The sequence below is a fragment of the Streptomyces sp. NPDC044704 genome (genome assembly GCF_056433525.1).
On record NZ_JBWKGY010000001.1, the window covers coordinates 456,852 to 481,563 of the forward strand.

The window sequence follows — 24,712 nt, forward strand, 5'->3', positions numbered from 1 at the left end:
CGCCTCACCCGGGCGGCGGGCCTTCCGTGGCGGTCTCCGTCCGGCTCTCCCAGGATGGGGAAGCCGGGTCCGCGCCCGTACGCGCCCGGCGGAGGGAGTGCCCGCGATGCCCCGTGTCCCGCTCGGCCGCTGGGCGGTCGTCACGGCGGCCCTGGCGAGCGTCGCCGTACCCGCGTGTACGGCCGGCCACCCCGTGGGGCGGGACGGAGGCACGGCACGGCCGGTGCTCGTCCGCCCCGTGGGCCACCAGAGCCGGGGCGAGGCCGAGGGCAGTTACGCACCCCAGGCGATGGCCGCCGCCCCCTCCGTCGGCCTCCTGTCCAACACGACCGCCGTCGAAGGCGTTCCGCGGTCCGTGGCCACGGGCGCGCGGTACGTCCGGGGGAGCAACGTCCTGCTGCTGGCGTCCGGTCGGTGGATGTACCTGCCCGCCGCCGGGACGACGTCCGTGGTGGTCGCCCCCGGCCATCCGCCCGCACGGCTGCAGATCGCGCAGAGCCGCGCCTGGCTGGGCTCCGGCCGGATCCCGGGCACGACGCCCGCGCAGCGGGCCGCGGCCGAACGGGCCCTGCTGTCCCTGCGCGCCCTGCTCCGGCCGAACGGCGCCGTGGCCGCGGGATGGAGTCCGGGCTGGCAGTACTCCTGGCCGCGCGACTCCAGCTTCGTCTCCGCCGCCTTCGCCCACACCGGCCACGACGCCGAGGCCTACCGCATCCTGCTCCACACCGCCGCCACCCAGCGCGCGGACGGCACCTGGGAGGCGCGGACGAAGCTCGACGGATCCGGCCCGCCCGACCGCAGGAGATGGCAGCTCGACGCCAACGGCTGGGTCCCCTGGGCCACCTGGCAGTGGTACCGGACGGCCCCCTGGGCCACCCGCCAGGCCCGGCTGACCACGCTCTACCCGATGATCCGCAAGGCCGCCGACCACGCGGCGGGCTCCCTGCGGACGGACGGACTGCCCCCGGCCTCCCCCGACTACTGGGAGCTGATGACGACCACCACGAACATCGGCACGGCCGCGCCCCTGCTCGCCGGGCTCAACGCCGCCTCGGACCTCGCCCGCGAGACCGGCCGGCCGGACGACGCGGCCCGCTGGGGCCGGGCCGCGCGGCGGCTCTCCGCCGCGGTCTCCGCGCACTTCGCCCCCCTCGGCTACGGGCGCACCGCCGACGGCCGGCACGGGCACGACAGCGCGGTGGCGTTCCTGGCACCCCCCTTCAACGCGGCCCCCGCCGACCTGCCCCGGGCACTGGACGGCACGTACCGGGCGCTGCTCCTCCCCAACGGCGGCCTGACCCCCGGCAACGACCCCTCGGCGCCCTGGGGCGGCAACGCCTGGACGCCGAGTACGGCGTTCTTCGCGCTCGCCTGGGCCACCACGGGCAAGACCGCGAAGGCCGGACAGGTCCTGGACTGGGTCCTGTCGAAGCGGAACCCGCTCGGCGAGCTGCCGGAGAAGGCGGACGCGGCGGGCCGGCCCGCCGCGGTCGCGCCCCTCGCGTGGACGGGCTCGATCGTGCTCCTGGCCCTCACGGCACTGGACGGCACCCCGCTCCCCGCACCACCCCTCGCCCCGCTGTGGCCTTAGACCGCGGCGCCCCCAGGGCCTCAGACGGGTTCCGTACCCTCACCCGGCGGCGGCGCGGTGCGGATCGTCTCCAGCGCGGTCAGCAGGCGCAGGTAGGCGAGCCTTTCCGCCGCCATCGCCCGCACCAGGGGCAGGTCGTGCGGATCACCGGGCGGTAGCGCCCGGGCGGCGGCGAGGCGGAGCTCCCTCGCCCGGTACGCCTCGCTCCGGGCGTCGACGCAGGCCGAGTCGAGGAGCTCGTGGTCGAGGACCTCGGCGAAGGCGCGCTCCGTCAGTGCCGCGAGCCGGTCGAGGTCGGCGGCGCACTGCTCGGAGGCCGGTCCCGCACAGGACGCCTCCAGGGCCCGCGACAGCGACCCGAGGGCCGCCCCGAGCCGCGGGTACCCCCAGGCGGGCTCGGTGTCGTCCCGGCATCCGGTGGCGAGGGCCAGCAGCACGGCGGCGCAGGCCACGGCGCGGACCGCACCCGTCGCCCGTCCCGGTCCCGCGCCCCCGCGCGCGGTGGAGCAAGCGGTCATGGGAGCCCCGAACGCCGGTGGTCAGGGGACGGCCTCGTCCCGACCGCCATCCTCGCCCGCACCGGTCAGCGCTGCCACCCGGAGCCCGCGCGGCCGGCCTGCGCGTACGTCGAGGGCTGGACCGCCCGGTGCCACGGCGCGGAGGGCGGACCGCTGCCGACCGGGACGGAGCCCGCGGGGGGAGCCGTCGTGACGTGCAGTCCGGCGTCCAGCCCGAGGGCCGCGGCGACGGCCGTGCCGTCCGGCTCCGCGACGGCCGCCGGCGCGCCCGTGTAGAGCATCTGGGACTCGTACCAGGACGGCGTCGCGCCGGGGCCCGACACACCGATCGTGCCCGCGCCCGCGCGGCCCGCGAGCAGGCCGCCCGCGACGCCGACGGCGCCGTAGCCGCCCTCGCCGCCCGCCTCGGTCATCGGGGAGAACACCGGTGCGGGCCCGCCCGCCGTGGCCAGGCTCGTACCGACGGTGCCCGTACCGGGGCGGCGGAAGTAGAGGCGGACGCCGTCGCCCGAGGGGCTCGCCGAGAGCGGACCGGTGGTCGCCGGCAGCCCGGTCGGGAACGGGCCGTCGAGCGGGGCGTCCGGAGCCGGCCGGACCCAGGCCAGCACGGTCCGGGCCGTGGCCGCGTACACGTGGCGGCGTCCCGCCGCGTCGGTCGCGGTGACCGGCTGGCCCTGGAGCGCGGCGCCGCCCAGGGACTGCCACGCGCCGAAGGCGCCGTCGGGGGTCTCCTGTGCGCGGGCGCGCAGGGTGCGCGCGGAGTCGCGTACGTACACCGTCATCCGGCCCGCGCGGTCCACGTCGACGGCCGGCGCACTGATCGCCGAAGTGTCGGATATGTCCCCCGTGTCCGGGGTGCCCAGGGACTGCCACGGGCCGAACGCCCCGTCCGGCGCCGCCTGGACCGCGTACACGACGTCGCGCGCGTACTCCTGGGGCGCGGCGCCCAGGGTGGTGCGGGTACCGAACACCGCGAGCCTGCCGTCGGGCAGCCGGACCGCCGTCGCGCCGGTGTCGATCCCGGCGCCGGCGAGGAACCCGGGCCCCTCCCAGGGGGCCTTGGGGCCGCTGCGCGACCAGTACGCCATCCGGCCGTCCAGGACGGCGAACGCCCACAGCCGGCCGGACGCGCCCTCGGTCATCCAGGAGGTGCCGTCGCCCCGGCTGTAGCGGATGGTCTGGTTCCATCCGGCGCCGGTGGGCCGGGTCGCGGTCTTGCGGTCGCCGCAGCCGGCGGGACTGCCGCACCAGTCCTGGTGGTCCGTCCAGGCGTAGGTCTTGAGGTAGCCGAGCTTCTCCTCGGCCGCCTGCGGGTCGAGCGTCGGAGGCAGGCCGCTGTTGGGATAGCTCACGTAGTTCTGCACCGAGAAGTGCGGCCGGTCCGCGGACTTCGCGTAGCGCTCGGCCGCGGCCTGCACGAAGCGGGCCCCGTACATGTGGTCCTGGTGGTCGAGGAAGGCGCCGCCGCCCTGGGAGCGGCCGGGCGTCGGGTCCTGCGTCCGTATCGTCGTGGGCCGGTACCGCGCGAAGACGCCGGCGATGGCCTCGACGGCCTGCTCCTTGGTGTAGGAGAAGGGGCCCTTGACCGGGGTTCCGGAGGTCAGCTGGGAGCCCAGGGCGGAGACCTTGCCGTCCCACAGTCCGCGGAGGCTGTCCGGATTGTCGTCGGAGATGCTGCGGGCCTCGCGCAGCTGCATCCAGACCAGGCTGACCTCGGGCCGGGCGACGAGGACGTCCACCTCGGCGCTGCCACCGCCGACGGTGGGTATGGACTCCCGCTGCCAGGCGGCGGCGCGGTCTCCGGTGGCCATCTGCGCGTAGGCGGCCCGTATGCCGTTCTGCCGGGCCTCCGCGTAGGCGGCGTGGTCGGCGGGGCCGGCCGGGTCCTCCAGGTGCGGGCTGTGGGCCTCGTTCCTGCCGTCGGACTCGCCGGAGGTCAGGTAGACGGTGGCGACCTTGACGCCGGTGGACAGGGAGCGGCTCAGGTCGGGGTTCATGAAGAAGAGGTCGTCGTCGGGATGCGCGACGACCTGGAGGACCGTGCCCTCGGTCACACTCGGGCGGAAGGGTGCCTCGGGAGCGGTCGCGTCCTGGGCGTTCCCGTATCCGTGGGCCCAGGTCGTCACCCCGGCGGCGCCGACGGCGAGCACGGCGAACAGGGCCGCGAGACGGGTGCGGCTGGCCAGGGACATCTAGAACGCCTTGAGGATCGGTCCGGTGCGGAACTCTGCCGAGGGGAGGGTGGGTCGGCGCCCCGATGGCTCCACGACTTCCGGAGACGACCGGGCCAGATTATGCCTCGCGCGTTTGCGACTGACACACCCTCAAGAGGCATATGACGGGAAACCGAGTTGAATGCCGCTTATCACCGACTTGGGTGATTTGTGCCTATGTGTCATGGGGTGTCGTCGCGTGTCGGGCGACCGGAGGCCCCCGCGAAGTGATCCGCCTCACACGTTGTCACGCTGGCCGCCCGCGCGGTGCCTTGAGGCCGGACCCGCGGACGACGCCGGCCACCCGCGGCTCGGACACCTCCCGGCAACCCGGCGCGTCACGGCCGCGCACGGAGTCGCGCCCTGGCCGCCGTCAGTGCCCGCGCGCTGACGGCGGCCGTTCCCGTGGCGGGGCCGGCGCTACGGCAGGTAGGCCTGCTTCGTGGCGCAGGTCCAGATCACGGGCTTCAGCTTGCCCTTCGCGTTGACGGCGGCTCCGCCGACCCGGCCGTCGTCGGACACCGACCCGGCCGCGCTCGCCTGGTTCGCGGCGAGCCGCGGCAGCGCGAGCACCGGCCCCGTGCCGGGCCAGAGCTGGGCCTGGTCCGGCACGAGCTGCTCGTCGGGGTGGAACTTCGCGGTGCCGACCGAGACGTTGGTCGTCGGGCTGATCGCCTCGAAGGTTCCGTACGGGTGCGTGTTCAGCACGCCGGGGGAGCTGCCGGAGCCGGTGTACGGGGGCGTCCAGGTCCACGGGGTGAACTGGTAGCCGGGCCCGTACCAGTCGTAGCCGACGACGCGGCCGCTCTCGTCGAGGTCCTGGACGTAGCTGTCCTGGGTGCTGGGGGCGAGGGACCGGGCCGGCCCGCCGTCGCCCGGCCAGATCACGGGGTAGGTCCGCTCGATGTGCTGGCCGGTCTCGGGGACCTCGTGGTCCTGCTTGGCCACGCCGAGGACGTCGCCCTTGTTGTTGACGGCGGTGACCAGTTCGAGGCTGGTGCCCGGCCCGGCGTCCGCGGGCAGGGGCAGCTCGCGCACCTTCTGGCCGTCCTTCCAGACGAGGCCCGCGCCCGCCTGGTTGCGCGAGACGACGTACCCGGCGTCGTTGACGTCGGCCTCGCCGTACGCGTAGTCGCTGCCCGGCAGCGGGGTGACCGCGGGGGCGCCCGCCCGGTAGGTGAACACGTAGCCGCCGGCGCCGAGCACGCGGCCGACCATCAGGCCGCCCTTGTTCACGGCGATGAGCTCGCCCTGAAGGTCGGCCGCGGGCAGCGGGACCTTGTGGAGCGTGGTGCCGGTCCAGTACACGGGCCGCGCGCCGGAAACGCCGACGGACAGCTTGCCCGTACCGAAGGCGAGGACCCCCTCGGTCTGCCGGTTGCCCGGGTTGTAGCCGCCGGACGTGCCCAGCGAGCCCAGCACCTGGAGCTTGGGCGTGCAGGTGGTGGCGGCCGATGCCGGACCGGCGGCGGTGACGATGCCGGCCAGGACGATGGCGGCAGCGGCGGCGCGAGCGCCTCGTCTCATGGGTGTGCGGTTCATGGTTCGAATCCCCCCTGGATTGTCATATGCCCGGTGACTGCGGCGTGTTGATGTTATCCGCCGGTATTCCCGTTCGCCCGTGGTGGGTACGCCGGATTTTCCGGGAGCCGCCCTCCGTCCGCCCCGGGCGGGCGGCTGAGTACAGTGATCAGCTGCCGTCGGCCCGGCGGCCCGTCCTTTCTCCAGGGGGAACCCGTGCCAGCGCCGCTTCCGCACCACCGAGCGCACCGATCCGTCGACCGGACGAAGCGGCGGACCGCCACCGCGGTGTGCGCCGCACTCCTGCCCGCGGCCGTACTCGTCCTGCACCTCGGGCTCGGCCCCGCGGCCCAGGCGTACGGTCCCGTCGGCGCGGGGTCGCCGGGGGCGAGCGGCCCGACGGCGGCCGGCCGGGTGACGGTGACGGAGGGGCAGGTCCGCGAGGCCGCACCCGGGGGCGCGATCCTCTACCCGAGCGTGACCAGCTGTCTCACCGTCACCGTGCGGCTGAGGGACGGCGGTCTCGTCGGCGCTCACGCCAGCCTGTTCCAAGTGCCGGGCGAACTGCGGTCCGACGAGATCCTGGCCGCGCTCGGGGACCGCGTCGGCGGGCGCCCCGTGAGCGCGGTCCAGGTCCGCGGGGCCGTCGGCGCCTGGCATCCGGGCTACTTCGTGAAGGCGATCGAGGGGTACGGGGAGGGGGAAGAGGTACCGGTCGCCGCCGGCCAGGACTTCGAAGGCCTGGCCCGGGCGGTATCGCGGGGCCTCGGCCTGCCCCGCGGGCTCGTCACCGTCGAGGACGTGCCCGACGGGGACCAACTCGTCGGCTGACGGCGCTCGTCCATGACCGCCCCGGCACGGTGTGGCCCCCGCACCCCTCCACCCTGCGGACAGCCACAGGGTGGAGGTGCGGTCCTACGGGGCCGGCCGGTCCTACCGGTCCTGGGCGAGTTCGTACAGCTCGCGGAAGCGGCCCCCCTCCAGGGTCACGAGCTGCTCGAAGGGGCCCTGTTCCACGATCCGGCCGCCGTCGAGGACGACGATGCGGTCGGCCAGGCGGCAGTTCTCCATCCGGTGCGTGACGATCACCGTGATGCGGCCCTCCCGCATGTCCCGCAGGCCGGAGAAGACCATGTGCTCACCGCGGGGGTCCATCGCGCTCGTCGGCTCGTCCATGACCAGCAAACCGGGCTTGCGGTGGAAGGCGCGCCCGCAGGCCAGGCGTTGCCACTGACCGCCGGACGGCTCGTGACCGCCCCAGAACGAGCGTGCCAGGAGGGTGTCCAGGCCGTCGGGGAACTCCTCGACGGCCGTCCGCATGCCGACCGCGTCCAGCGCCTCCCACACGGCCTCCTCGCCGCGCGGGTCCGGCTGTCCGAGGGTGATGTTCTCCCGTGCGGAGAACGGCCAGTACCCGTACGACTGGGTGACCAGGCCGACGTGCCGCCAGGCGGTGCGCTGGTCGGCGTCGGAGGTCGGGACGCCGTCCCAGGAGACGGTGCCGGACGTCGGGGCGGTCAGTGAGGTCAGCAGCCGGATCAGCGTGGACTTCCCGGCGCCGTTCTCCCCGACGACGGCGACGACCTCACCCCGGGCCAGGGTCAGGGAGACCGGACCGAGCGCGGGCGCGTCCTTGCCGGGGTAGGTGTAGGCCGCTTCCTCCAGCCGGATCTTCTCCGGCGCGTTCTCCATCACCTGAGGACCGCGCGGGCCGGAGTTCTCGGCGGCCTCCTTGACGAAGGTGGCGTAGTCGCCGAGGTACAGGGCGTGCTGGAACATGGCGGCTCCGTACACGACGAGCTGTGACAGCGCCGCCGTGGAGGTCCGCATGGCGACGATCGCCGTGCCGGCGGCGGCGAGGGCCATGTACCCGCCGACGACGAGAGCCGCGAGCGCCCCGTACGTCGCGACGACGAAGACGCCCGAAGCGGTGGCGGCGATCAGGTACACGGTCAGGTAGCGGGGCGCCGAGGACACCATCTTGGCGTCGATGCGCTCGCAGACGGCCGCGTACCAGTGGTGGGCGTAGGGGCGCATGCTGTTGCCGCGCAGCTCGTCGGCGAGCTTCGGGGTCGTCAGGTGCCAGCGCATCATGTGCTTGATGTTGCGCGAGGCGATCGTCTCGTTGTGGAGGCGGTAGTCGAGGCGGGCCGCGTACACCGAGCCGAGGCCGCGGGGGACCACCGACAGGAGGAGCAGCGGCAGCAGGACGGGGTGGACCACGGCCAGGACCGAGGCGACCGCCACCATGTCGATCATTCCGCCGGTGAACCCCAGGGCGTCCTGGAGGAGCATGGCGGAGCGGGCGGAGCCGGTCTCGGCGGCCTCCGAGCGCTCGGTGAAGTCGGGGGCGTCGTAGGCGGCGAGTTCCACGTCCATGTGGGCGTCGACCATCGCGAGGTCGGCGAGGGTGGCCATGCCGGGATTGAGCCGCCGGGCGGCGCTGCCGGCGGCGATGGAGGCCAGTGCGCCGAGGGCGGTCATCGCGGCGGCGACGACCAGGGGCCAGGCGGCCGCGGACACGCGTTCCTGTACGCCGTCGCCGGCCAGCAGGGGGACCATCGCCCGGGAGACCGCCGCGAGCGCGGACGCCGTGCAGATCCCGCCGAGGAGCTGGGCGGCGACGAGTACGTGGAACGCGGTGCGGTTGACGGCGAGGGCCAGCCGGGCGGTCTGCTTGAGGGCGGCGGGAACACGGCGGGCCATCTGTCCCAGCGACAGCGCCTGCATGGTGTCGTTGTGCCGGCCCCACGTGTACCTGAACTCCGGCGGGGCGGGTGGTGCGACGGCGGATCCCTGTTTCGCGCTCTGCTGCTCGGACACGCTGCGTCTCCTTCAACTGGGTTGTGGCGGAGCCCGGTTCGTCGCTTCCGCGCACGGCGAGGACGCCCCTGCCGGTGGTGGGCGGCGGGGCGGGTGCGGGGTCGCTGGAACTGGAGGGAGTGAGTACAGCGCAGGCCCGCGGCCGGAGCAGCGGGATCTGGCCGACCTCGCGGCGGCCGGCCCCCTGGCGTGGCCGCTGATCGTGTCGGGGGGCCGCCGGGTCTCCGGGCGGGCCGCCGGGAGAGGTTGGCCGGAACCGGCCGGTACGGGGGTCGGGCCGCCGGAAACCGCTTGCGCACCGCCGGGGCCGATGCCGGACCGGGGGTCACCTGCTCCCGCGGCCGGGACCCGGCCGGGCCGCGGTCCGTCGCCGCGCATGGGACGCGCGGCCGGGGGCAAACGGGCCCCACGGACGGTTCGTTGCTGAAGAGGAGGTGGCGGCGGTGCGCGCTGACAGGGTGCTGGAGTCCTTTCCCGCCAGTGATCCGTACGGCAGTTGGCCGGCGGAGGAGTACGCGGCCCGGTGCCGTGCGCGGGGCATGCGGGTCAGTGTCGTGATGGACCTGAAGCGCGACGCCTTCCTCGTCGTGGCCCCCGACACGGACGCGGCGGAGGCGGCGGCCGCGTAGCGGCAGGGCCCCGCCCGGGTCACCCCGGCCAGTGCACGCGCCCGAGGTGGATCAGGCGCAGCTGGCCGCGGGCCGTGGCGGTGACGGCCGACCAGTCCTCGCCGCGAAGCGAGGCGGCCAGGCAGGCCGAAGCCGTCATGAACATGTGGTCCACCAGGAGCCGGGACAGCATCGTCACCTCGTCGGCGCCCCACCCCGCGCTGACCGGATCGGCCACGAGCGCGGCGCCGATCTCCCCGGCGAACGCGTCGAGTTGCCCGGCGATCGCCTCGCGCACCGCCGGGACGCCGCCGTGCCGCTCGCGGACGAGGAAGCGTACGTGCGCCGGCCGGCCGCGGACCAGCTCGGTGATGAGGCGCACCGCGGCGTCACCGCGCCGCTCGGCGTCACCGGTGGCGGCGAGGATGCCGCGTACGGTCTCGTGCAGGCTGGCCAGGGCCTCCTCGACGAGCGCGGTCCCCAGCTCGTCCATCCCGTCGAAGTGCCGGTAGAAGGCGGTGGGGGTCACCCCGGCGGCCCTGGCCACCTCCCGGAGCCCGAGGCTGCCGAGACTGCGCTCCTCCAGCTGCGACAGGGCCGCGTCGAGGAGCGCGCGTCGGGTGCGACGGCGCTGGGCTTCGCGGACACCGGTGTTCGGACTCATGCCGGCAGTCAACCGCGTCACAGTTGCCGGCCGCCAGCATGAGTACAACTAGACCGGGTAGTCAGTGAACAACTGTTACCTATAAGCAGGAGGAACTCTCGTGCTCTTCCTCGTAGCCGCGCTTCTCGTCATGGGCGTTGTCCTCGGCGCCGTGGCCCACGTGCCGGTGCCGGTGAGCGTGGTCGCCGGTACCGCGATCGCCGTCTGGCTCGCGCTCTTCGCCGCGCGCGAACGGCTGTCGGGCCGGCGCGCCGGGCGCTCCGGCCACCACGGCGGAGGCCTGCGGTGAACGCCCGGACCACCGCCGTGAAGACCCCGGCGCGCACCCGTGACGCCGACGCGATGGCCGTCACCGCCTTCGTCCTCGGCCTGGCCGGGCTCCTCGTGATGAACCTGGTCCTCGGCCCGGCCGCCGTCGTGCTGGGCTCCCTCGCCCTGTGGCGGCACACGTCCAGGCCGGGCCGCGCCCGTCTCGGCATCGCCCTGGGCGTGGCCGACCTCGTGGTCCTCGCCTGCCTCGTCACCGCCGACGACACGTGGTCGTGGAGCCTGACCTGACCCACACCGTGACCCGACCGCCGGACCCGCCCCGCGCGGCCCGGCGGCGCGGCGGACTGGAGGCCTGGGAGCCCGGCGGGCGTGGGGGCTACAGGCGGGCCGTGCGGCGTACCTCGCCCCAGTCCACGAACTTGAAGTCGGTGTCGGTCCGGGCCTGCCCGTCGGGCCCCGCCGTCGCCGGGGTGTTGGCGCCGTCCTGGACGACGAGCAGTCCGTTCGGGAAGCGCCTGCCGAGGGGGGCGCTGGTGACGGCGGCGCCGTCGCACTCCTGCGATCCGTCGGGCGCACCGGGCCCGCTGCCCGCCGCGATCCGGAAGCCGCGGACGTACGCGTTGCCGGGGCCGCGCCGGAACACGGAGAAGGTGTCGTCGCCTTGACCGGAGGCGAGCAGGTAGCCCTCGTCACGGGGGTCGTCGGGGTCGCGCCAGATGGTCAGGCCCTCGACGTCGGCACTGATGTGACGGCCGCCGAAGCCCGGGTCCGCGCCCGCCGCGCACTCCTCGGTCCCCGGGTCCCAGGTGCCGGGGACCCCGTACGAGCGGACCTTCTCGATCAGCCGGGCCGGGGAGCGCAGGTCGGCGTCGAGCTTCCAGATGCCGACGTCCTCCTGGTCGGCGTACAGGTCACCGGTGTCGGGGTCGACGACCATGCCCTCGACCTGGGGGAGTTCGCCGGGCTCTGCGCACGGGGTCCAGCGCGTGCCGTTCGGGAGGCCGAAGGAGGAGGGCAGCGAGGCGGTGCGGACCGTGCGGTAGCCGACCTTGCCCTGTGCGTTCGGCGTGAGTTCGGCGAGCGCCAGGTCGGTGGCGTGGCGCCGGCTCGTGACCGCGAACGAACGGCCGCTGCGGCGGTCGGTGTAGGTGGCCAGGCCGTAGACGGTCCGCTGGTCCGCGACCTCGTCCTGATCGGCCGAGAACACGAGCGGGGCCGCCGTCTCGTCGGTCACGTCGACCAGGGGGGCCGTGCGCCGCGCGGGGTCGATCCGGTAGACGCGCAGCTGGTCGCGGCCGCGGTCGGAGACGACGGCGACGTCGTGGCGTCCGTCGGGGAAACGCAGCCCGGTGACGAGGTCGACGTTGTTGAAGCGGCCGGCGTCGTCGCCCTCCCTCGGCGGGGGCGGTGCCGGGATGGACTGGACCTGACGTCCGTCGAGGTCGTAGACCCGCAGGCCCCCCTCCTTGGCGGTGGCGACCACGAGACTGCGGTCGGGGTCCTGCGCGTTGCGCCAGATCGCCGGGTCGTCGGCGTTGGCGTTGCCGCCCGCCTCGTCGTCGAAGAGGGAGGGCGTCTCGACGGACGCGGTCACCGCGGGCAGCGGGGGAGAGCCGGCGGGGCCGGTGTGCGCGTGCACCGGTGTGGTGATCACTGCCAGGACGGCGAGCGTCGCCACGGCGACGAGGGGCGGCCTCCTGCGCGGGGTCACGGTCATTCTGCCTCCAGCTCACGGGTTCGGGGGTGGCCGCGGCGTCGCGGGCGCGGGGGCGGCGACGCCGTGTACGTCCGGCCGCCCGTCACCCTGGCCTGCCCGCGGGTGGCCGTCATGGAACCCTGATGACATGCGCATGACTTCGCTGTGACCTTCCGGTGCTGCCGGTTCCCACGATCCCCTCGGCGAAGCCGCCCCGCTCGGCGGCCCCGCCCGCCCGGCCGCCCTTTTCGCGGGCCGCGCCGTGGGTAGCCGACCGGTGACAGCGAACGCACGGCCAGGAGGCGAAATGATCACTCAGGAGCAGTTGACGGTGCTGGCCCGGTCCGGGGCGTACACGCAGCGGGGCCTGCACATCGGGGCGGTGGAGTACGTGCTGGTGGACGACACCACGGGGAGGCCGGAATGGGCACGGGTCGTCGACCGGGCCTCGGGGCTGGCCGGTGTGTTCATCCCGCTGCGCCAGGCGGAACTGATCGGCGAACGCCTGGTGGTGCCGTACCCCGTGGCCCTGATCGAGGAGGCTCCCTGCGCCGCGCTGGACTGCGGGAGCGTGCTGTCCGTCGCGGAGGAGCAGCGGCTGTTCGGGCACTACGGCATCAGGGACCCCCGCGACGAGGTCAACGCCGAGCAGGGCGCGGGCTGGAGCGGCATGGACCGGGCACAGGCCATCCGTGAGGGTACGGCGGGCAGGGAGGGCGGCGTCTCGCGTCTGAGGCGGGCGCAGCCGGGCCGGTAGCGCGCCCCGGCGGCCGGCGTGCGCCCGGCCCGGCTTACGCCCCCGCCACGGCGAGCCGGTGCTCGTGCACGCGCAGCTGGAGCGCGGCGAGGTCCAGCAGGGGAGTGACGACGCCCAGCGCCCGGGCGCGGCGGGTGAGGTCGGTCAGGACGTGATCGGCCTCGGTGGGCGCCCCGGCGACGAGGTCGCGGTAGAGGGACGGTGTGAGCGGGGAGCCGGAGGCCGTGACGGTGGCCTTGGTGAAGGCCAGTTCCGCTTCCGGCAGCGGGTGGCCGGCGGCCGCCGCGACCGCCGCCGCTTCGGCGAGGATGGCCGGCCCCAGCGCCGCCCCGCCCTCGACGGCGGTCACGTCGCCGACCGTGCCCCGCATCAGGCAGGTCAGCGAGACGAGGGTCGAGATGAAGACCCACTTGTGCCACATGGCGGCGACGATGTCCTCGGTGGCGGGCGAATCGATGCCCGCCCCGGCCAGGACCGTGCGGACGGCGTCCACGCGGGGTGAGGGCCGCGCGTCGGTCTCGCCGGTCAGGATCACCGAGGGCGGGGCCATGCGCACGATGTCCCCGTGCTCGTTCAGGGTGGTGACCACCTTCGCGACCCCGCCGAGCACGGATCCGGCGCCGAAGCGCGACACGAGGGTGTCGAGGTGGGCCATTCCGTTGAGCAGCGGCAGGACGGCGGTGTCCGGACCGACGGCGGCCTCGACGTCGGCCAGCGTCGCGTGCAGGGCGGTCGACTTCACCGACAGCAGGACCAGGTCGTACGGGCCGCCCGGCGCCTCCGCCGTCACCAGCCGCGGCGCCAGCCGGATGCTTTCACCCTGGCCGTCGACCCGCAGGCCGCGGGCCCGCAGGGCTTCCGCGCGTGCGGGCCGGACCAGGAAGGAGACGTCCGAGCCCGCCTGGGCGAGACGGGCGCCGAAGTAGCCGCCGACGGCGCCGGCGCCGACCGTGAGGATCCGCATGGAGGAGTGCCTTTCGTGGGACGGGGAGCGGGTGGGGCGAGCGGGGTCTGGGGCACGGGTGCGGGTCAGGTCACGGCGCGGGAACCGTCGGCGGTACGCGCCGGCCGGCCGGGTTCGGGCCGCACGGGGTCGGACGCCGCTGCCGGGGAGCCGGCCGGGCGCGGCCGGTAACGGGAGACCGCGACGCCGGCCAGGCAGAGCGCCCCGCCGAACAGCGTCAGCCAGCCGGGTACCTCGCCCTGGAAGGCCCAGCTCAGCAGGACGACGATCGCGGGGACGGCGTAGGTCGTCGCGCCCAGCCTGCCCGCGGGGGTGCGGGCCAGGGCGTAGGTCCAGGCGATGAACGCGAGGGCGGTCGGCACCACGCCCAGGTAGACCATGTTCAGCGTCGCGGAGAGGGGCGCCCCGGGCAGTTCCCTGACGAGCTGCCCGGCGAAGGGCAGGCAGGCCACCGTCCCCGTCATGCAGCTGTAGGCGGTGATCTGGAGGGGCGTGCCGGAGGACAGCGCGGGCTTCTGCGCGACGACGCCGGTCGCGTAGGCCACGGCCGCGAGCAGGCACAGGACCACCCCGAGCACCGAGGTCGACGCGCCGCTGCCGCCCGAGGACATGGACAGGCCCACGACGACCGCTCCGACGAAGGAGACGGCCATGCCCGACAGCAGGCGCGGCGGCAGCGCCTCCCCGAGGAGGCGGGCCGCGAGCAGCGCCATCAGGATCGGCCCGGTGTTCACGAGCAGGGCCGCCGTACCCGCGTCGACGAGCCGTTCGCCCCAGTTCAGGGCGACCGTGTAGCCGCAGAACCACACCACCCCGGAGACCAGGATCCCCCGCCAGGCGCCGCGGGGCGGCATGCCCTGGCGGCGGACCAGCAGCAGGGCGCCGAGCACCAGGGAACCGGCCAGCAGCCGGCCGAGGGCCAGGGCGCCGGGGGAGTAGGCGGCGCCCGCGCTGCGGATGGAGACGAAGGCGGAAGCCCAGGCGAACACCGTGAAGGTGACGGCCCCGGCCGTGAGGACGCCGGGGGATGCCTGACTGGGGCGGAAGGACGTCATGGACCCACCCTACGTCAGAACGCTTCGGTGAGCACCGAAATAAATCGCCCCGCGACGCCGTGAGGGTGGCGCACGGTCAACGCCACATGTCAGGAGTGATCCCCAGCAGGTCCCGGAAGGCGCGCTCCCCGGCCGCGGTCACCTCCAGAGCCCGCCCACGGTCCGCCGGTCGTACCAGCCATTCCCGCTCCAGTGCCCGCGCGCGCAGCCGCGCCCCGACGACCCCGCCCAGGTGGCGGCGGCGCTCCGTCCAGTCCAGGCAGGCGCTCGCCTGCCGCCTGCGCCCTTCGTGCGCGAGGCTGACGCCCGCCTCGGCGCACCACTGGCGGCCGGCCTCCGTCAGCTCGAAGGCGCCCTCCGTGCGGAGCAGCCCGCGCCGCTCCATCGCGTCGGTCACCGCCATCCCCAGGCGCCCCGCCACGTGGTCGTAACAGGTGCGGGCGAGGGCCAGCGGGTCCGGCGCCGCCACGACGGGCACGGAGTACGCCGGGTCCCGGTCCGGAACCGCGTAGGAGGCGAGCTCGTCGAGGAGGCGGGCGGTCTCGGCGTCGGCGATCCGCACGTAGCTGTGGCGGCCCTGGCGTTCGGTCACGCAGAGCCCCGCCTCCGTCAGCCGGGCCAGGTGCCCGCTGATGGTGGACGGTGCGACGGAGGTGATCCGTGCCAGTTCGCCCGCCGTCCAGGCCCGCCCCTCCAGCAGCGTCATGCAGATGGCGGCCCGTGTCTCGTCGGCCAGGGCCGCGGCGAAGGCCGCCAGGAGCGCGGCCGGGGCGGCGCCGACCCCCGGCGTTTCGCCCCCGGCTGTTCCGGTGTGGGACTCGTTCATGCCCCCAGCATGCCGCATCGCTTCGGTCAATGACGAAAGATTCGCTCCCGCGGTACGTGTCACCGCGAGCGCATCATCGGGCCGCCACGGGCAACAAGGCTGCCATGACGACGGAAAGCGGCACGGCCGCGAGACGCTCACGGCTCCTGTGGCTCGTACCGGCCCAGGCCGCCGCGATGGTGGCGCTGGGCCTCTTCGTGACCCGGGCACCGGCCGGCCACCGGCTGCTGTCACCGGAGGACGGGGTCACGGACGGCTTCGCCGAGCACCGGACGCCGTGGGCGGACTCCGTATCGGAGTGGCTGTCCGTCGTCGCCTCCACGGAAGTCATCGTCGGCGTGACGCTGATCTGCGTCCTCGCCCTGCTCGTGCTGCCCGGTACCCCGCGGTGGGCCGACGCGGTCTTCCTGGGCGCGTCCGTCGCCGTGCAGTCGGCCGTCTTCCTCGTCGTGACGATGTGCGTGGAACGTCCGCGTCCCGACGTGCCCCGCCTGGACGGCGCGCCGCCCACCTCCAGCTTCCCCTCCGGCCACGTCGGCGCCTCCGTCGCCCTGTACGGCGCGCTGGCCACGCTCGTCTGGACCCGCCTCCGCGGTCCGTGGCGGTACGTCGCGGCAGCGGCCCTGGTCCTCGTCGTGCCGGCGGTCGGGCTGTCCCGGATGTACCGGGGCATGCACCATCCCTCCGACGTCGCGGGCGGTCTGGTCAACGGCGTCGCCACGCTGCTCGTCGTGGGCTCGGTGTTCCTGTCCGGCCGCACCACCCGGGACGCCGACGGCGGCCCGGACGCGCTCCTCCCCGCCGCCCCCGGCTCCGCCGCACCCACCGTCCCGGCACCCACGGTCCCCGCCCACTCCGTCCCCGGACCCGCCTCCGCCCCCGCCGCCCGGGACGCGGGCCGTACCGGCCGGCGGGCCGTCGTGGTGCGTCACCCGCACGGCTGCGACGACGACCTGGCCGAGCGGGTGCGCCTCAGCCTCGACCGCCACGGCTACACCGACCAACGCTGGACCCCCACCTCCGTCGAAGAGCCCTGCGGGGCCCTGCCGCAGGAGTGCGCGGAACCCGGCGTGGGTCTGGTTGTCGCCTGCGGCGGGGACGGCACGGTACGCGCCTGCGCCGACGTGGCGGCCGGCACCGGCACACCGCTGGCGCTCGTGCCCTGCGGGACCGGCAACCTCCTCGCCCGCAACCTGGACCTCCCCCACGATCCGCTGGCCGCCCTCGAAGAGGCCCTCGGCGGCAGCGACTTCCCGATCGACGTGGGACGGGTGTGGGGGGACGGCCTCCCGGCCACCCGCTTCACGGTGATGACCGGCGCCGGCTTCGACGCCGCCACGGTCCGCGACGCCTCGCCCTCGCTCAAGGCCCGACTGGGATGGCCGGCGTACGTCCTGTCGGCCGCCCGCCACCTGGGAGATCCCGGCATGCGCCTGTCCGTGCGGCTGGACGGGGGCCGGATCCGCCGTCGCCGGGCCCGGATGGTCGTCGTCGGCAACGTGGGCGCGCTCCAGGGCGGACTCGAACTCCTGCCCAGGGCAAGGCCGGACAGCGGACGGCTGGAGGTCGTGCTCTTCGACCCCCGGGGCGCGACGGGCTGGCTCGCCGCCGCCGCACACCTCGCGTCCCGGATCGTCCGTACGGCCCCCCGCGCGCCGGAGGCGTCCGTCCAGCCGCCGACCGGCGGCCGGACGGTGGCCGGGGGGTCCCTGGAGTACTTCAGCGCCCGGCGGATCGAGATCCGCTTCGCCGGCGCGCAGCCCCGGGAGGTCGACGGGGACACGCTGACGGAAGGCTCCCGCCTGTTCGCCGAGGTGGAACCGGGCGCCCTGCGGATCCGGCTCCCCCGAGCACCGGGAACCCCTCCGGACGCCCCCGGAGAACACCACGCCCCCGGAGAACACCACGGCCGACGGGAACCGGATGCCCGCCCCGCGGCCCGCCCGTCCCGTACCGCACACCACTGAACCCGCACGGGCACGCCGCGCCGGGACCACACACAGTCAGGAAGCCGATGGGAACCGCGACCCGGGTACCACAGAGACGCGACGTAGTGGGCGAGGAACTGTCCGCGGACGAGGCCTGGGCCGCCCTGCGCCGGTACGGGGGCTGGAGCCTGGCCCGCGACTCGTTCGTGCGCTTCCGCTACGCGGACGGCTTCAGCCACTCCCGCGCCCTCGCGCTCCAGACCGTCCTGTCCATCGTGCCCCTGGCCATCGCCGCCATAGGCCTGTCCGGCGTCCTGCACACCGAGGACCTGGGCCGCGTCGCCGAGCTCACGATCGGACGGATCACCAGCGGACCCAGCCGGCAGGTGGTCGACGAGGCCCTGAGCGAGAGCCGCCGCCACGCCGGCGACGGCGGCCAGGCCGCCCTCTGGCTCGGCCTGCTGTTCTCCGTCGCCAACGTCACCACGAGCCTGTGCCAGGTCGAGCGCGGCGCCAACCGCATCTACGGCAACGAGCGCGACCGGCCCTTCCTGTACAAGTACTCCCGCGGCCTCGTGATGGCGGCCCTCGCGGGTCTTCCCCTCGGGCTGAGCTTCGTCCTCACCGTCCTCGGCGCCGACCTCACCCACGCCTTCGCCGAGGTCTACCACCTCGGGCCGGGCGCCGTCCGCGCCTGGGACATCCTGCGCTGGCCGGTCGGGATCCTGCTGGCCGTGCTGGCCACCAGCGCGATCTTCCGCCTCTCACCGCGCCGCGACCAGCCGGGCTACACCTGGCTCGCCTTCGGCGCCGTCGTCTACCTGGTGCTGTGGATCACCGCGACCTGGGCGCTCAGCCTGTACGTCGGCGCCAGCAGCACCTTCACCAGCGTGTACGGGCCCCTCAGCGCCCTCGTTTCCCTGCTGCTGTGGTCCTACCTGACCTCGCTGGCCCTGTTCCTCGGCCTGTCCTTCGCCGCCCAGCTGGAAGCCGTACGGGCCGGTGTGCGCGATCCGGTCGCACGGGACCCGGGCGTCTGAACCCCGGCGTCCGAACCCTGGCGTCCGCACCCCGCCGTCCACCGCCCACCGCCCGCGGCCCACCCCGCCACCCGACCCGCCGTCCCCCGCCCGACGCCCCGAACGAAAGACGCGTACCCATGGCACAGCATCCGCCCCGCCCCCGACTCCGCGCGGCCCGCGAGTTCCTGGCCAGACACTCCGGGCCCGACGCGGCGTTCGGGAGGCGGCTCGTGCTGACGGTCACGGCGACCGTCTGCGTGACCGTGCCGTTCGTCCTGGCCCTCGTGCTCGTCGAATCCCGCTGGCCCCCGCTGTACCGCCTCGACCGGGACACGGCCGAACGGCTCCACCGCGCGGCCCTGGAGGACCCGGCGCGGGTGCGGGTCCTGGACTTCCTCACGGGCGTGCTGTGGGACCCGGTGACCATGCGGCTCCTGGTGGCGCTCCTCGTCGTGTGGCTCCTGCGGCGCCGTGCCTGGCGGCTGGCGGCCTGGGCCGCCGTCACCGAGACGGCCGGCGCCCTCATCGGGTTCCTCACGAAGAACGCGGTGGAACGGGCGCGTCCCCACCTGCCCGACCCCGTCGCCGACGCGCCCGGGTTCTCCTTCCCCTCCGGTCACGCGATGACGGCCATGGTCTCCTGCGCCGTCCTGCTCCTGGTCCTGCTCCCGCTGGTGCCGCCCGCCTGGCGGCCGCTGCCCTGGGCGCTGGCGGTCGTCAGCGTGCTGGGCGTCGGCTACACCCGGGTCGCGCTCGGTGTGCACTGGGTCAGTGACGTCGTGGGCGGCTGGCTCCTCGGGATCGTCGTGGTCACCGCGACGACGCTCGTCTTCGAGGCCTGGCGGGCCGACACCGGACGCCGCCGGACCGGCGTCGCCGAAGGACTGGAGCCCGAGATCTCCGGCGAGGAACCCGAGCCGGCCGTCGGGGTGTCCCGCCGGCCGGGCTCCCCGGACGGGCCGTCACGCCCCTGATGAGCCGCCGGCGTGCGGACCGAAGTGGTTCGCCCCGGCGTGCCGGGCCTGCCCGGACGGGGGACGGAAACAGGCGGTGATCGTCTTGCCGCCGTGGAAGGAGTGCGCGTCCCAGGCGTCGGCGAGGGCGTCGATGATGGCCAGCCCCCGCCCGGAGGTCGCCTCGCGCGAGGGGTCGCGCGGGGCGGGCAGGGACGGGTCGCTGTCGGCGACGCTGACGTGCAGGCACTGCCCGTCCCAGGTCAGCACCAGCTGGGCCGTGCTGTGGGCGTGGACGTGCGCGTTGGTGACGAGCTCCGACACCGTCAGCAGGACGGAGTGGGCCGTGTCGGGGGCTTCCGCGGTCCACCGCAGGGAGTCCAGGTGTTCCCCGGTCCACCGGCGGGCCTCGCGCACCCCCCGGTACACCGGGAAGGACCTGGCCCACCCCTTCGCACGCATGGACACCGCGCTCACCTCGCTTCCGCTCGTGTGTGACGCCGGACCGGACGGGTCGGGACGCGGCTCAGAACCGGTCCGCCCGATGGCGGGCACGGTGTCCGCCCCTGCGGTGGACGAGCAGCAGGGCCAGCATCATGGGCGCGATCAGCAGGACCATCGCCGTCATGGGAGTACTCCTCTCCTCGTGGACCGTCACTCCTGCGCGTGTGGCCGCTGAGGGGCGTCCGAAACCCGGGCCCGTGCCACCCGTCTCCCAGGCCCTCGAATACGTGATCCATGCGCTGAATGCGCGCGGAATCAGCCCATCCGGATGTCGGGGTGCGGAGGGGCCCGAGGGGGTTTTCCGGATGCCCGCCGAGGTGGGAAGGCCGCGAGGCGCCGGGGGTGGAACGGGGGAGCGCCCGGCTTCGGCCACACGCCCCCACACGCCTCCCGCCGTGACGTTCCCTCCCGGCGGTAGCTGGGCAGCCGCTTGGTGCTGATCGACCGTCACGTGAGCGAGGGGAATCCCGATGACCAAGGTTCTGGTGCTGCACAGCGTGTGCCTGGTGAGGTCCGCCCTGGCGGCGCTGCTGAGATCCGAAGGAAACTTCGAGGTCACCTCCGCCGGCTGGCGGGCCGCCGCGCGCCAGGCGGAGTTCTTACGACCCGACGTGGTGGTCGTGGACCTCGACTGTCCGGGGGCGTCGGCCGCCCTCCTCGCGGACGCCGGCGCCGCACGCCGGCTGCCCCACCCCAACGCCCCTCTGCTCGTGCTCGCCCGCGCCGACACGCCCGGCTCGCTGCGCCGGGCCTTCCAGACCCGGGCGCTCGGCTACGTCGACAAGGACGGCTCGCCCGCCCGGCTGGTCCGGGCCATCGGCAAGGTCGCGGCGGGAGAACGCTGCATCGACGCCACCCTCGCCTCGGCCTTCATGGAGGCCGACCCCATGCCCCTCAGCCCGCGCGAACTGAGCGTTCTGGCCCGGGCCGCCGAGGGCGACTCGATCGCGGAGATCGCCCGCGCCCTGCACCTCGCCAGCGGGACCGTACGCAACTACATGGCCGCCGTGACGCGCAAGACCGGCGCCCGCAACCGGATCGACGCCATCCGGATATCCCGGAGTGCCGGCTGGGTCTGAGCCGCCGGCCCGAGTACCCCCCCCGCACCCCCGACGGCAGACGGGCGATCAGCCCGGCCGTGCGCGCCTCACCCGCGCGCGTCCCACGAACCCACCAGATCCCGGTACAGGGGCGACCTGGCCGGGAGCTCCGCATGCGTGCCGCACACCGCCCGGGTCCCGTCGAGTACGAGTACCCGGTCGGCCCGGGCCGCGGACGAGATGCGGTGGGCGACCACCACGAGCGTGCCGGGGCGTTCGGCGAGCGCCCGCTCGGCGCGCGCCTCGGTCAGGGGGTCGAGGTGACAGGTGGCCTCGTCGAGCAGCAGCAGGGGGGCGGGGGAGAGGTAGGCGGCGGCGAGCGCGAGGTGCTGCCGCTCCCCCTGGGACAGCCGCCCGGGGTCGACGACCGCGTCCGGTCCGCCGAGCCGGGCCACGAGACCGTCCACGCCGAGGGCGGCCGTGGCCCGCTCCACCTCCTCCCCGGACACCGGGCCGGGGCACAGGTGGGTCAGGTTCTCGCGGACCGTCCCCGTGAAGACGTACGCCTGCTGGGGCAGCAGCGTCCGCCGGACGTCGGGGCCGTGCCCCGCACCGGCCCGCGCGGGGGCGCCCGCGACCCGCACCGTCCCCCGGCCGGGCGGCAGCAGACCGGCGATCAGGGCGGTGAGCGTGGACTTTCCGATGCCGCTCGGCCCCACCACGGCCAGGTGTTCCCCCGGCCCGACCACCAGGTCGAGGCCGTCGATCACCGGGTGTGCGCGGGGGCCGTAGGCGAAGCGGACCCGACGGAGCTCGACGGCGGGCGCGTCGGGTACGGGGCGGGCGGCGGGGGCGCCGGGTACGGGGCGGGCGGCGGGGGCGCCGGGTACGGGGACCGGGGTCACCCGCGCCCGTTCCGGCACGAGCCGTTCCGGCGCCGTCCGTTCCGTCCCGGCCACGGTCCCCGGTTCCGGGTCGCAGAACCGGTCCAGTACCACCAGCAGCCGGGTACCCGCCGCGCCCAGTGCCGTCATCAGCGCGTCCAGGGCGGGGAGCAGCGACTGCACGAGGTAGGTCAGGGCCCCGGCCACCGCCCCCGCGCTCACCCCGCGCCCGAGCAGCCAGGGCGTGCCGGCCAGCAGTACGACGACCGGCAGCCGGCCCGCGACCCCCAGGGCCAGCGTGCGCAGCGCGGTCCACCGCGCGAGGCGACGGGTCAGCCGCTCCTGTGCGGCGACGAGCAGTTCCACCGGGGCCCCGGCGCTCGCCCCGCCACCGCACGCGACGACGTCGCGCAGCCCCGAGGCCAGTGCGCCGGCGCGCGCCGACAGCGCCTCGTCGGCGTCGAGCGCCGCACGCTGAACGACCGCCATCGGGTGCAGCGTGGCCAGGAACCCGGCCGTACCCAGGAGCAGCGCGGGCAGCACCAGGACCAGCAGGAGGGGATCCAGCGCGGCCAGTCCGGCCAGCGCCCCCAACGCGGTGAAGACGAACGACCGGGCGATCAGGACCAGTCCGGCGAAGGAGTCCCGGGCCATCTCGGTCTGCTGCGTGAGCCGGGAGACCGCACCCGAGTCGCCCTCCCGCCCGGGCGCCGCGACGGCCCGCGCGATGGCCTGGCGCACGGAGCGCCGCACCAGACCGTCCCGCAGCGGCTCGACCAGGTCCGCGAGCCCGCCGAACACCCCGCGCAGGGCGAGCGCACCGAGCAGGGCTCCCGCTCCGGCCACGGCCAGCCAGCCGAGACCGGTGCCGGTACGGCCGGCGAGGAAGCCGTCGTCGAGGGCGCGCGCCACCGCGTACCCGCCGAGGAAGGTGTGCGCGGACTCCAGCAGGGACCAGAGCGCGAGCCGGCGCAGCGCACGCGCCCGGCCGCGCAGGAACCGACGGCCCTCGCGGGACACCCGGCGCCAGGTGCCGTACTCGCTCACCGGGCCGCCTCCCGGCCCGCCCGGCGGGAGTCCGGCTCCGGAGCCGGTTCCGCGCCCTCGCCGAACACCGCCCGGTAGGCGGGGTCACGCCACAGCTCGGCGTGCGTACCGGTCGCCCGGACCCGCCCCGCGTCGAGCCACACGACGAGATCGGCGCGGGCGGCGGAGGAGATGCGGTGGGCGACGACGAGACGGGTGCCCGGCCGGACGTCACGGGCCAGCGCCCGTTCCACCTCGCGGGCGGTGACCGTGTCCAGGCTCGACGTCGCGTCGTCCAGTACGAGCAACCGCCCCGCACGGCAGAACGCCCGCGCCAGCCCCAGCCGTTGCAGTTCCCCGCCCGACATCGGCGCGTCCGCGAGCGGAGTTCCGTAGCCGTCGGGCAGGCGGCGGACGAAGGCGTCGGCTCCGGCCGCCCGCGCCGCGGCGCGCACGGTCTCCCGGTCCGGCGGCGGGCCGTCGCCGAAGGCGATGGCGGCCGCGACGTCCTCCCCGAAGAGGGCGGGCCGTTCGAAGGCGTGGCCGACCTCGCGGCGCAGCTCCCGGGCGGACAGTTCGTCCAGCGGCACGCCGTCGAGCAGTACCCGTCCCTCGTCGCAGGCGGTGAGCCGCCCCGCCACTGCGGCCAGTGTCGTCTTGCCGGAGCCCGAGCGGCCCACGACGGCGGTGGTCGTCCCGCCGGGGACCGTCAGGTCGACGTCGCACAGCACCACGGTGCCCGCGCGGACGACCCGCACCCCGCGCAGCTCCAGCGTCCCCGGCCCGTGTGCGGGCAACAGGCTGGTCCCCTGGGTGAGTTCGGGCAGCTCGAAGAGGGCGGCCGTGCGGCGGGCGGCGGCCCGGCCGCGCACCACGGCCGCCAGCCGCCCGGTCACGGCGCCGACCCCGGCCGCGAGGCCCGCGTAGCGGACCGCGGCGAGGAGCCCGCCCACGCCGAGGGCCCCGTCCGCGAGGCGGACGCCGCCCACGCCGAGGACGACGTACAGCAGCAGGGGCATGAGGGCGCTGGTCCGCGCCACGGTCGTGCCGTAGATCCGCCAGGTCCGCCGCCCCTCGGCGCCCAGCTCCGGCAACCGGTCAAGTACGCGGGCCTGTTCGCGGTCGGCGGTGCCGGCGGCGGCGATGGTGCGGGCGCCCGCGAGGGCCTCGACGAGGCGGCCGGCCATGGCCAGCTGCACTTCCTGGTAGCGGCTGACGCTCGCCCCCGAGGCGCGGGCGAAGGTCCTGAGCAGCAGGGCGAGCAGCGGCAGTCCGGCGAGGAAGGCCAGCGCCGTCCACACGTCGACCAGGAACAGTGCCACGAGCCCGCCGAGCGGGGGGAGCACGGACACGGCCGCGCTCACGACGGCCGCGGGTACGGCGCCGGCGGTGGTGGCGTGCGCGGTCAGCCGGGCGGAGAGTTCACCGGGGGAGTGGCGGGCGGCGTGGTGCGGCGCGGTGCGCAGCAGCCGGGCGAGACCCAGACGCCGCAGCCAGGCGGTGGAGCGGGCGTCGACGCCGCCGGTGAGCCGGGCCGTCGCCGCGTCGAACAGGACCTCGGCGGCGATCACCGCCGCGCACCACGCGGTCCACCGGGCACCGGCGGGGTCCTGCCGCAGCAGCAGGTCGAGGGTGTGGCCGAGGACGGCCGGTTCGGCCAGGGCCGCGCAGGCGGCGGCCACCGAACAGGCCGATACGGCGGCGAGGCGGCCCGCGCCGTGCCGCGCGGCCGCCCGCAGGGCCCGGTCGGCGGCGCGGGCGGCCGCCGCCTCGCCGGTGGGATCGGGCGACGTCATGGGCGGCGGCTCCAGGGGTGTGGTGCGGGCCCGGGCGGCGAACCGCCCGGGCC

The 24,712-nt window shown here is 75.4% G+C and carries 22 protein-coding genes; 10 read left to right on the top strand and 12 right to left on the bottom strand.

Annotated elements, in window-relative coordinates; genetic code table 11:
• The first annotated feature begins 106 nt into the window (after positions 1–106).
• Positions 107–1,591, top strand: coding sequence for a glycoside hydrolase family 15 protein (locus AC07B0_RS02080; RefSeq protein ID WP_478896237.1), 1,485 nt, complete (start codon positions 107–109; stop codon positions 1,589–1,591).
• Between the two features lie 20 nt (positions 1,592–1,611).
• On the opposite strand, the gene AC07B0_RS02085 is transcribed toward AC07B0_RS02080, so the two are convergent.
• From AC07B0_RS02085 to AC07B0_RS02095, 3 genes are all read right to left on the bottom strand, one after another.
• Complete coding sequence (locus tag AC07B0_RS02085) at positions 1,612–2,109, bottom strand: hypothetical protein (protein ID WP_469378758.1); 498 nt, start codon at positions 2,107–2,109, stop codon at positions 1,612–1,614.
• Between the two features lie 65 nt (positions 2,110–2,174).
• Entirely contained in the window at positions 2,175–4,301 is a 2,127-nt protein-coding gene (locus tag AC07B0_RS02090) for a PIG-L family deacetylase (protein WP_478896239.1), read from the bottom strand.
• A 441-nt stretch (positions 4,302–4,742) separates the two neighbouring features.
• Positions 4,743–5,849, bottom strand: coding sequence for a hypothetical protein (locus AC07B0_RS02095; protein ID WP_469378754.1), 1,107 nt, complete (start codon positions 5,847–5,849; stop codon positions 4,743–4,745).
• 210 nt (positions 5,850–6,059) lie between these two features.
• On the opposite strand from AC07B0_RS02095, the gene AC07B0_RS02100 reads away from it, so the two are divergent.
• Positions 6,060–6,674 (top strand): hypothetical protein, encoded by a 615-nt coding sequence (locus tag AC07B0_RS02100; RefSeq protein ID WP_469378753.1) that lies wholly within the window; start codon positions 6,060–6,062, stop codon positions 6,672–6,674.
• Positions 6,675–6,776: 102 nt separating this feature from the next.
• Here the strand turns inward: AC07B0_RS02100 and AC07B0_RS02105 are convergent, their stop codons facing one another.
• Positions 6,777–8,666 carry an ATP-binding cassette domain-containing protein gene (locus AC07B0_RS02105; protein ID WP_478896242.1) on the bottom strand — a complete coding sequence of 630 codons (1,890 nt, stop codon included), beginning with the start codon at positions 8,664–8,666 and terminating at the stop codon, positions 6,777–6,779.
• A 443-nt stretch (positions 8,667–9,109) separates the two neighbouring features.
• Here AC07B0_RS02105 and AC07B0_RS02110 point away from each other — a divergent pair, with 443 nt between their 5' ends.
• The gene (locus AC07B0_RS02110; RefSeq protein ID WP_478896244.1) at positions 9,110–9,295 is read left to right on the top strand and encodes a hypothetical protein; all 186 of its coding nucleotides are present in this window, start codon (positions 9,110–9,112) and stop codon (positions 9,293–9,295) included.
• Between the two features lie 19 nt (positions 9,296–9,314).
• Here the strand turns inward: AC07B0_RS02110 and AC07B0_RS02115 are convergent, their stop codons facing one another.
• Positions 9,315–9,938 carry a TetR family transcriptional regulator gene (locus AC07B0_RS02115; protein WP_356874947.1) on the bottom strand — a complete coding sequence of 208 codons (624 nt, stop codon included), beginning with the start codon at positions 9,936–9,938 and terminating at the stop codon, positions 9,315–9,317.
• A 100-nt stretch (positions 9,939–10,038) separates the two neighbouring features.
• Between AC07B0_RS02115 and AC07B0_RS02120 the strand changes: the two genes are divergently transcribed.
• Positions 10,039–10,227 carry a hypothetical protein gene (locus AC07B0_RS02120; protein ID WP_478896246.1) on the top strand — a complete coding sequence of 63 codons (189 nt, stop codon included), beginning with the start codon at positions 10,039–10,041 and terminating at the stop codon, positions 10,225–10,227.
• Positions 10,224–10,496 carry a DUF4190 domain-containing protein gene (locus AC07B0_RS02125; RefSeq protein WP_469378746.1) on the top strand — a complete coding sequence of 91 codons (273 nt, stop codon included), beginning with the start codon at positions 10,224–10,226 and terminating at the stop codon, positions 10,494–10,496. The genes AC07B0_RS02120 and AC07B0_RS02125 overlap by 4 nt, the downstream gene beginning before the upstream one ends.
• 88 nt (positions 10,497–10,584) lie before the next feature.
• Here the strand turns inward: AC07B0_RS02125 and AC07B0_RS02130 are convergent, their stop codons facing one another.
• The gene (locus tag AC07B0_RS02130; RefSeq protein ID WP_478896248.1) at positions 10,585–11,925 is read right to left on the bottom strand and encodes a phytase; all 1,341 of its coding nucleotides are present in this window, start codon (positions 11,923–11,925) and stop codon (positions 10,585–10,587) included.
• A 286-nt stretch (positions 11,926–12,211) separates the two neighbouring features.
• On the opposite strand from AC07B0_RS02130, the gene AC07B0_RS02135 reads away from it, so the two are divergent.
• The gene (locus AC07B0_RS02135; RefSeq protein ID WP_478896249.1) at positions 12,212–12,661 is read left to right on the top strand and encodes a hypothetical protein; all 450 of its coding nucleotides are present in this window, start codon (positions 12,212–12,214) and stop codon (positions 12,659–12,661) included.
• A gap of 34 nt (positions 12,662–12,695) precedes the next feature.
• Here AC07B0_RS02135 and AC07B0_RS02140 read toward each other — a convergent pair whose 3' ends face one another.
• From AC07B0_RS02140 to AC07B0_RS02150, 3 genes are all read right to left on the bottom strand, one after another.
• Positions 12,696–13,625: a ketopantoate reductase family protein gene (locus AC07B0_RS02140; RefSeq protein ID WP_356874955.1), complete on the bottom strand. Its 930-nt coding sequence runs from the start codon at positions 13,623–13,625 to the stop codon at positions 12,696–12,698.
• A gap of 65 nt (positions 13,626–13,690) precedes the next feature.
• Positions 13,691–14,680, bottom strand: a complete 990-nt coding sequence (locus AC07B0_RS02145; protein WP_478896251.1) for a DMT family transporter — start codon at positions 14,678–14,680, stop codon at positions 13,691–13,693.
• Positions 14,681–14,756: 76 nt separating this feature from the next.
• Positions 14,757–15,506, bottom strand: a complete 750-nt coding sequence (locus tag AC07B0_RS02150) for an ArsR/SmtB family transcription factor (protein ID WP_478896253.1) — start codon at positions 15,504–15,506, stop codon at positions 14,757–14,759.
• A gap of 104 nt (positions 15,507–15,610) precedes the next feature.
• Between AC07B0_RS02150 and AC07B0_RS02155 the strand changes: the two genes are divergently transcribed.
• The 3 genes from AC07B0_RS02155 to AC07B0_RS02165 all read left to right on the top strand — a co-directional run bounded on the left by AC07B0_RS02155 (position 15,611) and on the right by AC07B0_RS02165 (position 19,430).
• Positions 15,611–17,473: a bifunctional phosphatase PAP2/diacylglycerol kinase family protein gene (locus tag AC07B0_RS02155; protein WP_478896255.1), complete on the top strand. Its 1,863-nt coding sequence runs from the start codon at positions 15,611–15,613 to the stop codon at positions 17,471–17,473.
• Between the two features lie 47 nt (positions 17,474–17,520).
• Entirely contained in the window at positions 17,521–18,474 is a 954-nt protein-coding gene (locus AC07B0_RS02160; RefSeq protein WP_356874963.1) for a YihY/virulence factor BrkB family protein, read from the top strand.
• Between the two features lie 119 nt (positions 18,475–18,593).
• Positions 18,594–19,430, top strand: coding sequence for a phosphatase PAP2 family protein (locus AC07B0_RS02165; protein ID WP_469378733.1), 837 nt, complete (start codon positions 18,594–18,596; stop codon positions 19,428–19,430).
• On the opposite strand, the gene AC07B0_RS02170 is transcribed toward AC07B0_RS02165, so the two are convergent.
• A complete protein-coding gene (locus AC07B0_RS02170) occupies positions 19,419–19,871 on the bottom strand; it encodes an ATP-binding protein (RefSeq protein ID WP_356875205.1) in 453 nt (150 codons plus the stop codon). The genes AC07B0_RS02165 and AC07B0_RS02170 overlap by 12 nt on opposite strands.
• A 512-nt stretch (positions 19,872–20,383) precedes the next feature.
• Between AC07B0_RS02170 and AC07B0_RS02175 the strand changes: the two genes are divergently transcribed.
• On the top strand, positions 20,384–20,992 hold the full coding sequence (locus tag AC07B0_RS02175) for a response regulator transcription factor (protein ID WP_356874967.1): 609 nt from the start codon (positions 20,384–20,386) through the stop codon (positions 20,990–20,992).
• A gap of 68 nt (positions 20,993–21,060) precedes the next feature.
• On the opposite strand, the gene AC07B0_RS02180 is transcribed toward AC07B0_RS02175, so the two are convergent.
• Both AC07B0_RS02180 and AC07B0_RS02185 read right to left on the bottom strand, forming a co-directional pair.
• Positions 21,061–22,884, bottom strand: coding sequence for an ATP-binding cassette domain-containing protein (locus tag AC07B0_RS02180; RefSeq protein ID WP_478896258.1), 1,824 nt, complete (start codon positions 22,882–22,884; stop codon positions 21,061–21,063).
• A complete protein-coding gene (locus tag AC07B0_RS02185; protein ID WP_478896260.1) occupies positions 22,881–24,659 on the bottom strand; it encodes an ATP-binding cassette domain-containing protein in 1,779 nt (592 codons plus the stop codon). Before AC07B0_RS02185 ends, AC07B0_RS02180 begins: the two co-directional genes overlap by 4 nt.
• Positions 24,660–24,712 lie beyond the last annotated feature (53 nt).

Bases quoted from the DNA above. Each gene is read 5' to 3' on its own strand.
- AC07B0_RS02140 (WP_356874955.1), bottom strand. From the start codon at position 13,625: ATGCGGATCCTCACGGTCGGCGCCGGCGCCGTCGGCGGCTACTTCGGC.
- AC07B0_RS02135 (WP_478896249.1), top strand. From the start codon at position 12,212: ATGATCACTCAGGAGCAGTTGACGGTGCTGGCCCGGTCCGGGGCGTAC.
- AC07B0_RS02175 (WP_356874967.1), top strand. From the start codon at position 20,384: ATGACCAAGGTTCTGGTGCTGCACAGCGTGTGCCTGGTGAGGTCCGCC.
- AC07B0_RS02095 (WP_469378754.1), bottom strand. From the start codon at position 5,849: ATGAGACGAGGCGCTCGCGCCGCCGCTGCCGCCATCGTCCTGGCCGGC.
- AC07B0_RS02170 (WP_356875205.1), bottom strand. From the start codon at position 19,871: ATGCGTGCGAAGGGGTGGGCCAGGTCCTTCCCGGTGTACCGGGGGGTG.
- AC07B0_RS02185 (WP_478896260.1), bottom strand. From the start codon at position 24,659: ATGACGTCGCCCGATCCCACCGGCGAGGCGGCGGCCGCCCGCGCCGCC.
- AC07B0_RS02080 (WP_478896237.1), top strand. From the start codon at position 107: ATGCCCCGTGTCCCGCTCGGCCGCTGGGCGGTCGTCACGGCGGCCCTG.
- AC07B0_RS02130 (WP_478896248.1), bottom strand. From the start codon at position 11,925: ATGACCGTGACCCCGCGCAGGAGGCCGCCCCTCGTCGCCGTGGCGACG.
- AC07B0_RS02165 (WP_469378733.1), top strand. From the start codon at position 18,594: ATGGCACAGCATCCGCCCCGCCCCCGACTCCGCGCGGCCCGCGAGTTC.
- AC07B0_RS02155 (WP_478896255.1), top strand. From the start codon at position 15,611: ATGACGACGGAAAGCGGCACGGCCGCGAGACGCTCACGGCTCCTGTGG.
- AC07B0_RS02090 (WP_478896239.1), bottom strand. From the start codon at position 4,301: ATGTCCCTGGCCAGCCGCACCCGTCTCGCGGCCCTGTTCGCCGTGCTC.
- AC07B0_RS02145 (WP_478896251.1), bottom strand. From the start codon at position 14,680: ATGACGTCCTTCCGCCCCAGTCAGGCATCCCCCGGCGTCCTCACGGCC.
- AC07B0_RS02085 (WP_469378758.1), bottom strand. From the start codon at position 2,109: ATGACCGCTTGCTCCACCGCGCGCGGGGGCGCGGGACCGGGACGGGCG.
- AC07B0_RS02160 (WP_356874963.1), top strand. From the start codon at position 17,521: ATGGGAACCGCGACCCGGGTACCACAGAGACGCGACGTAGTGGGCGAG.
- AC07B0_RS02115 (WP_356874947.1), bottom strand. From the start codon at position 9,938: ATGAGTCCGAACACCGGTGTCCGCGAAGCCCAGCGCCGTCGCACCCGA.
- AC07B0_RS02150 (WP_478896253.1), bottom strand. From the start codon at position 15,506: ATGAACGAGTCCCACACCGGAACAGCCGGGGGCGAAACGCCGGGGGTC.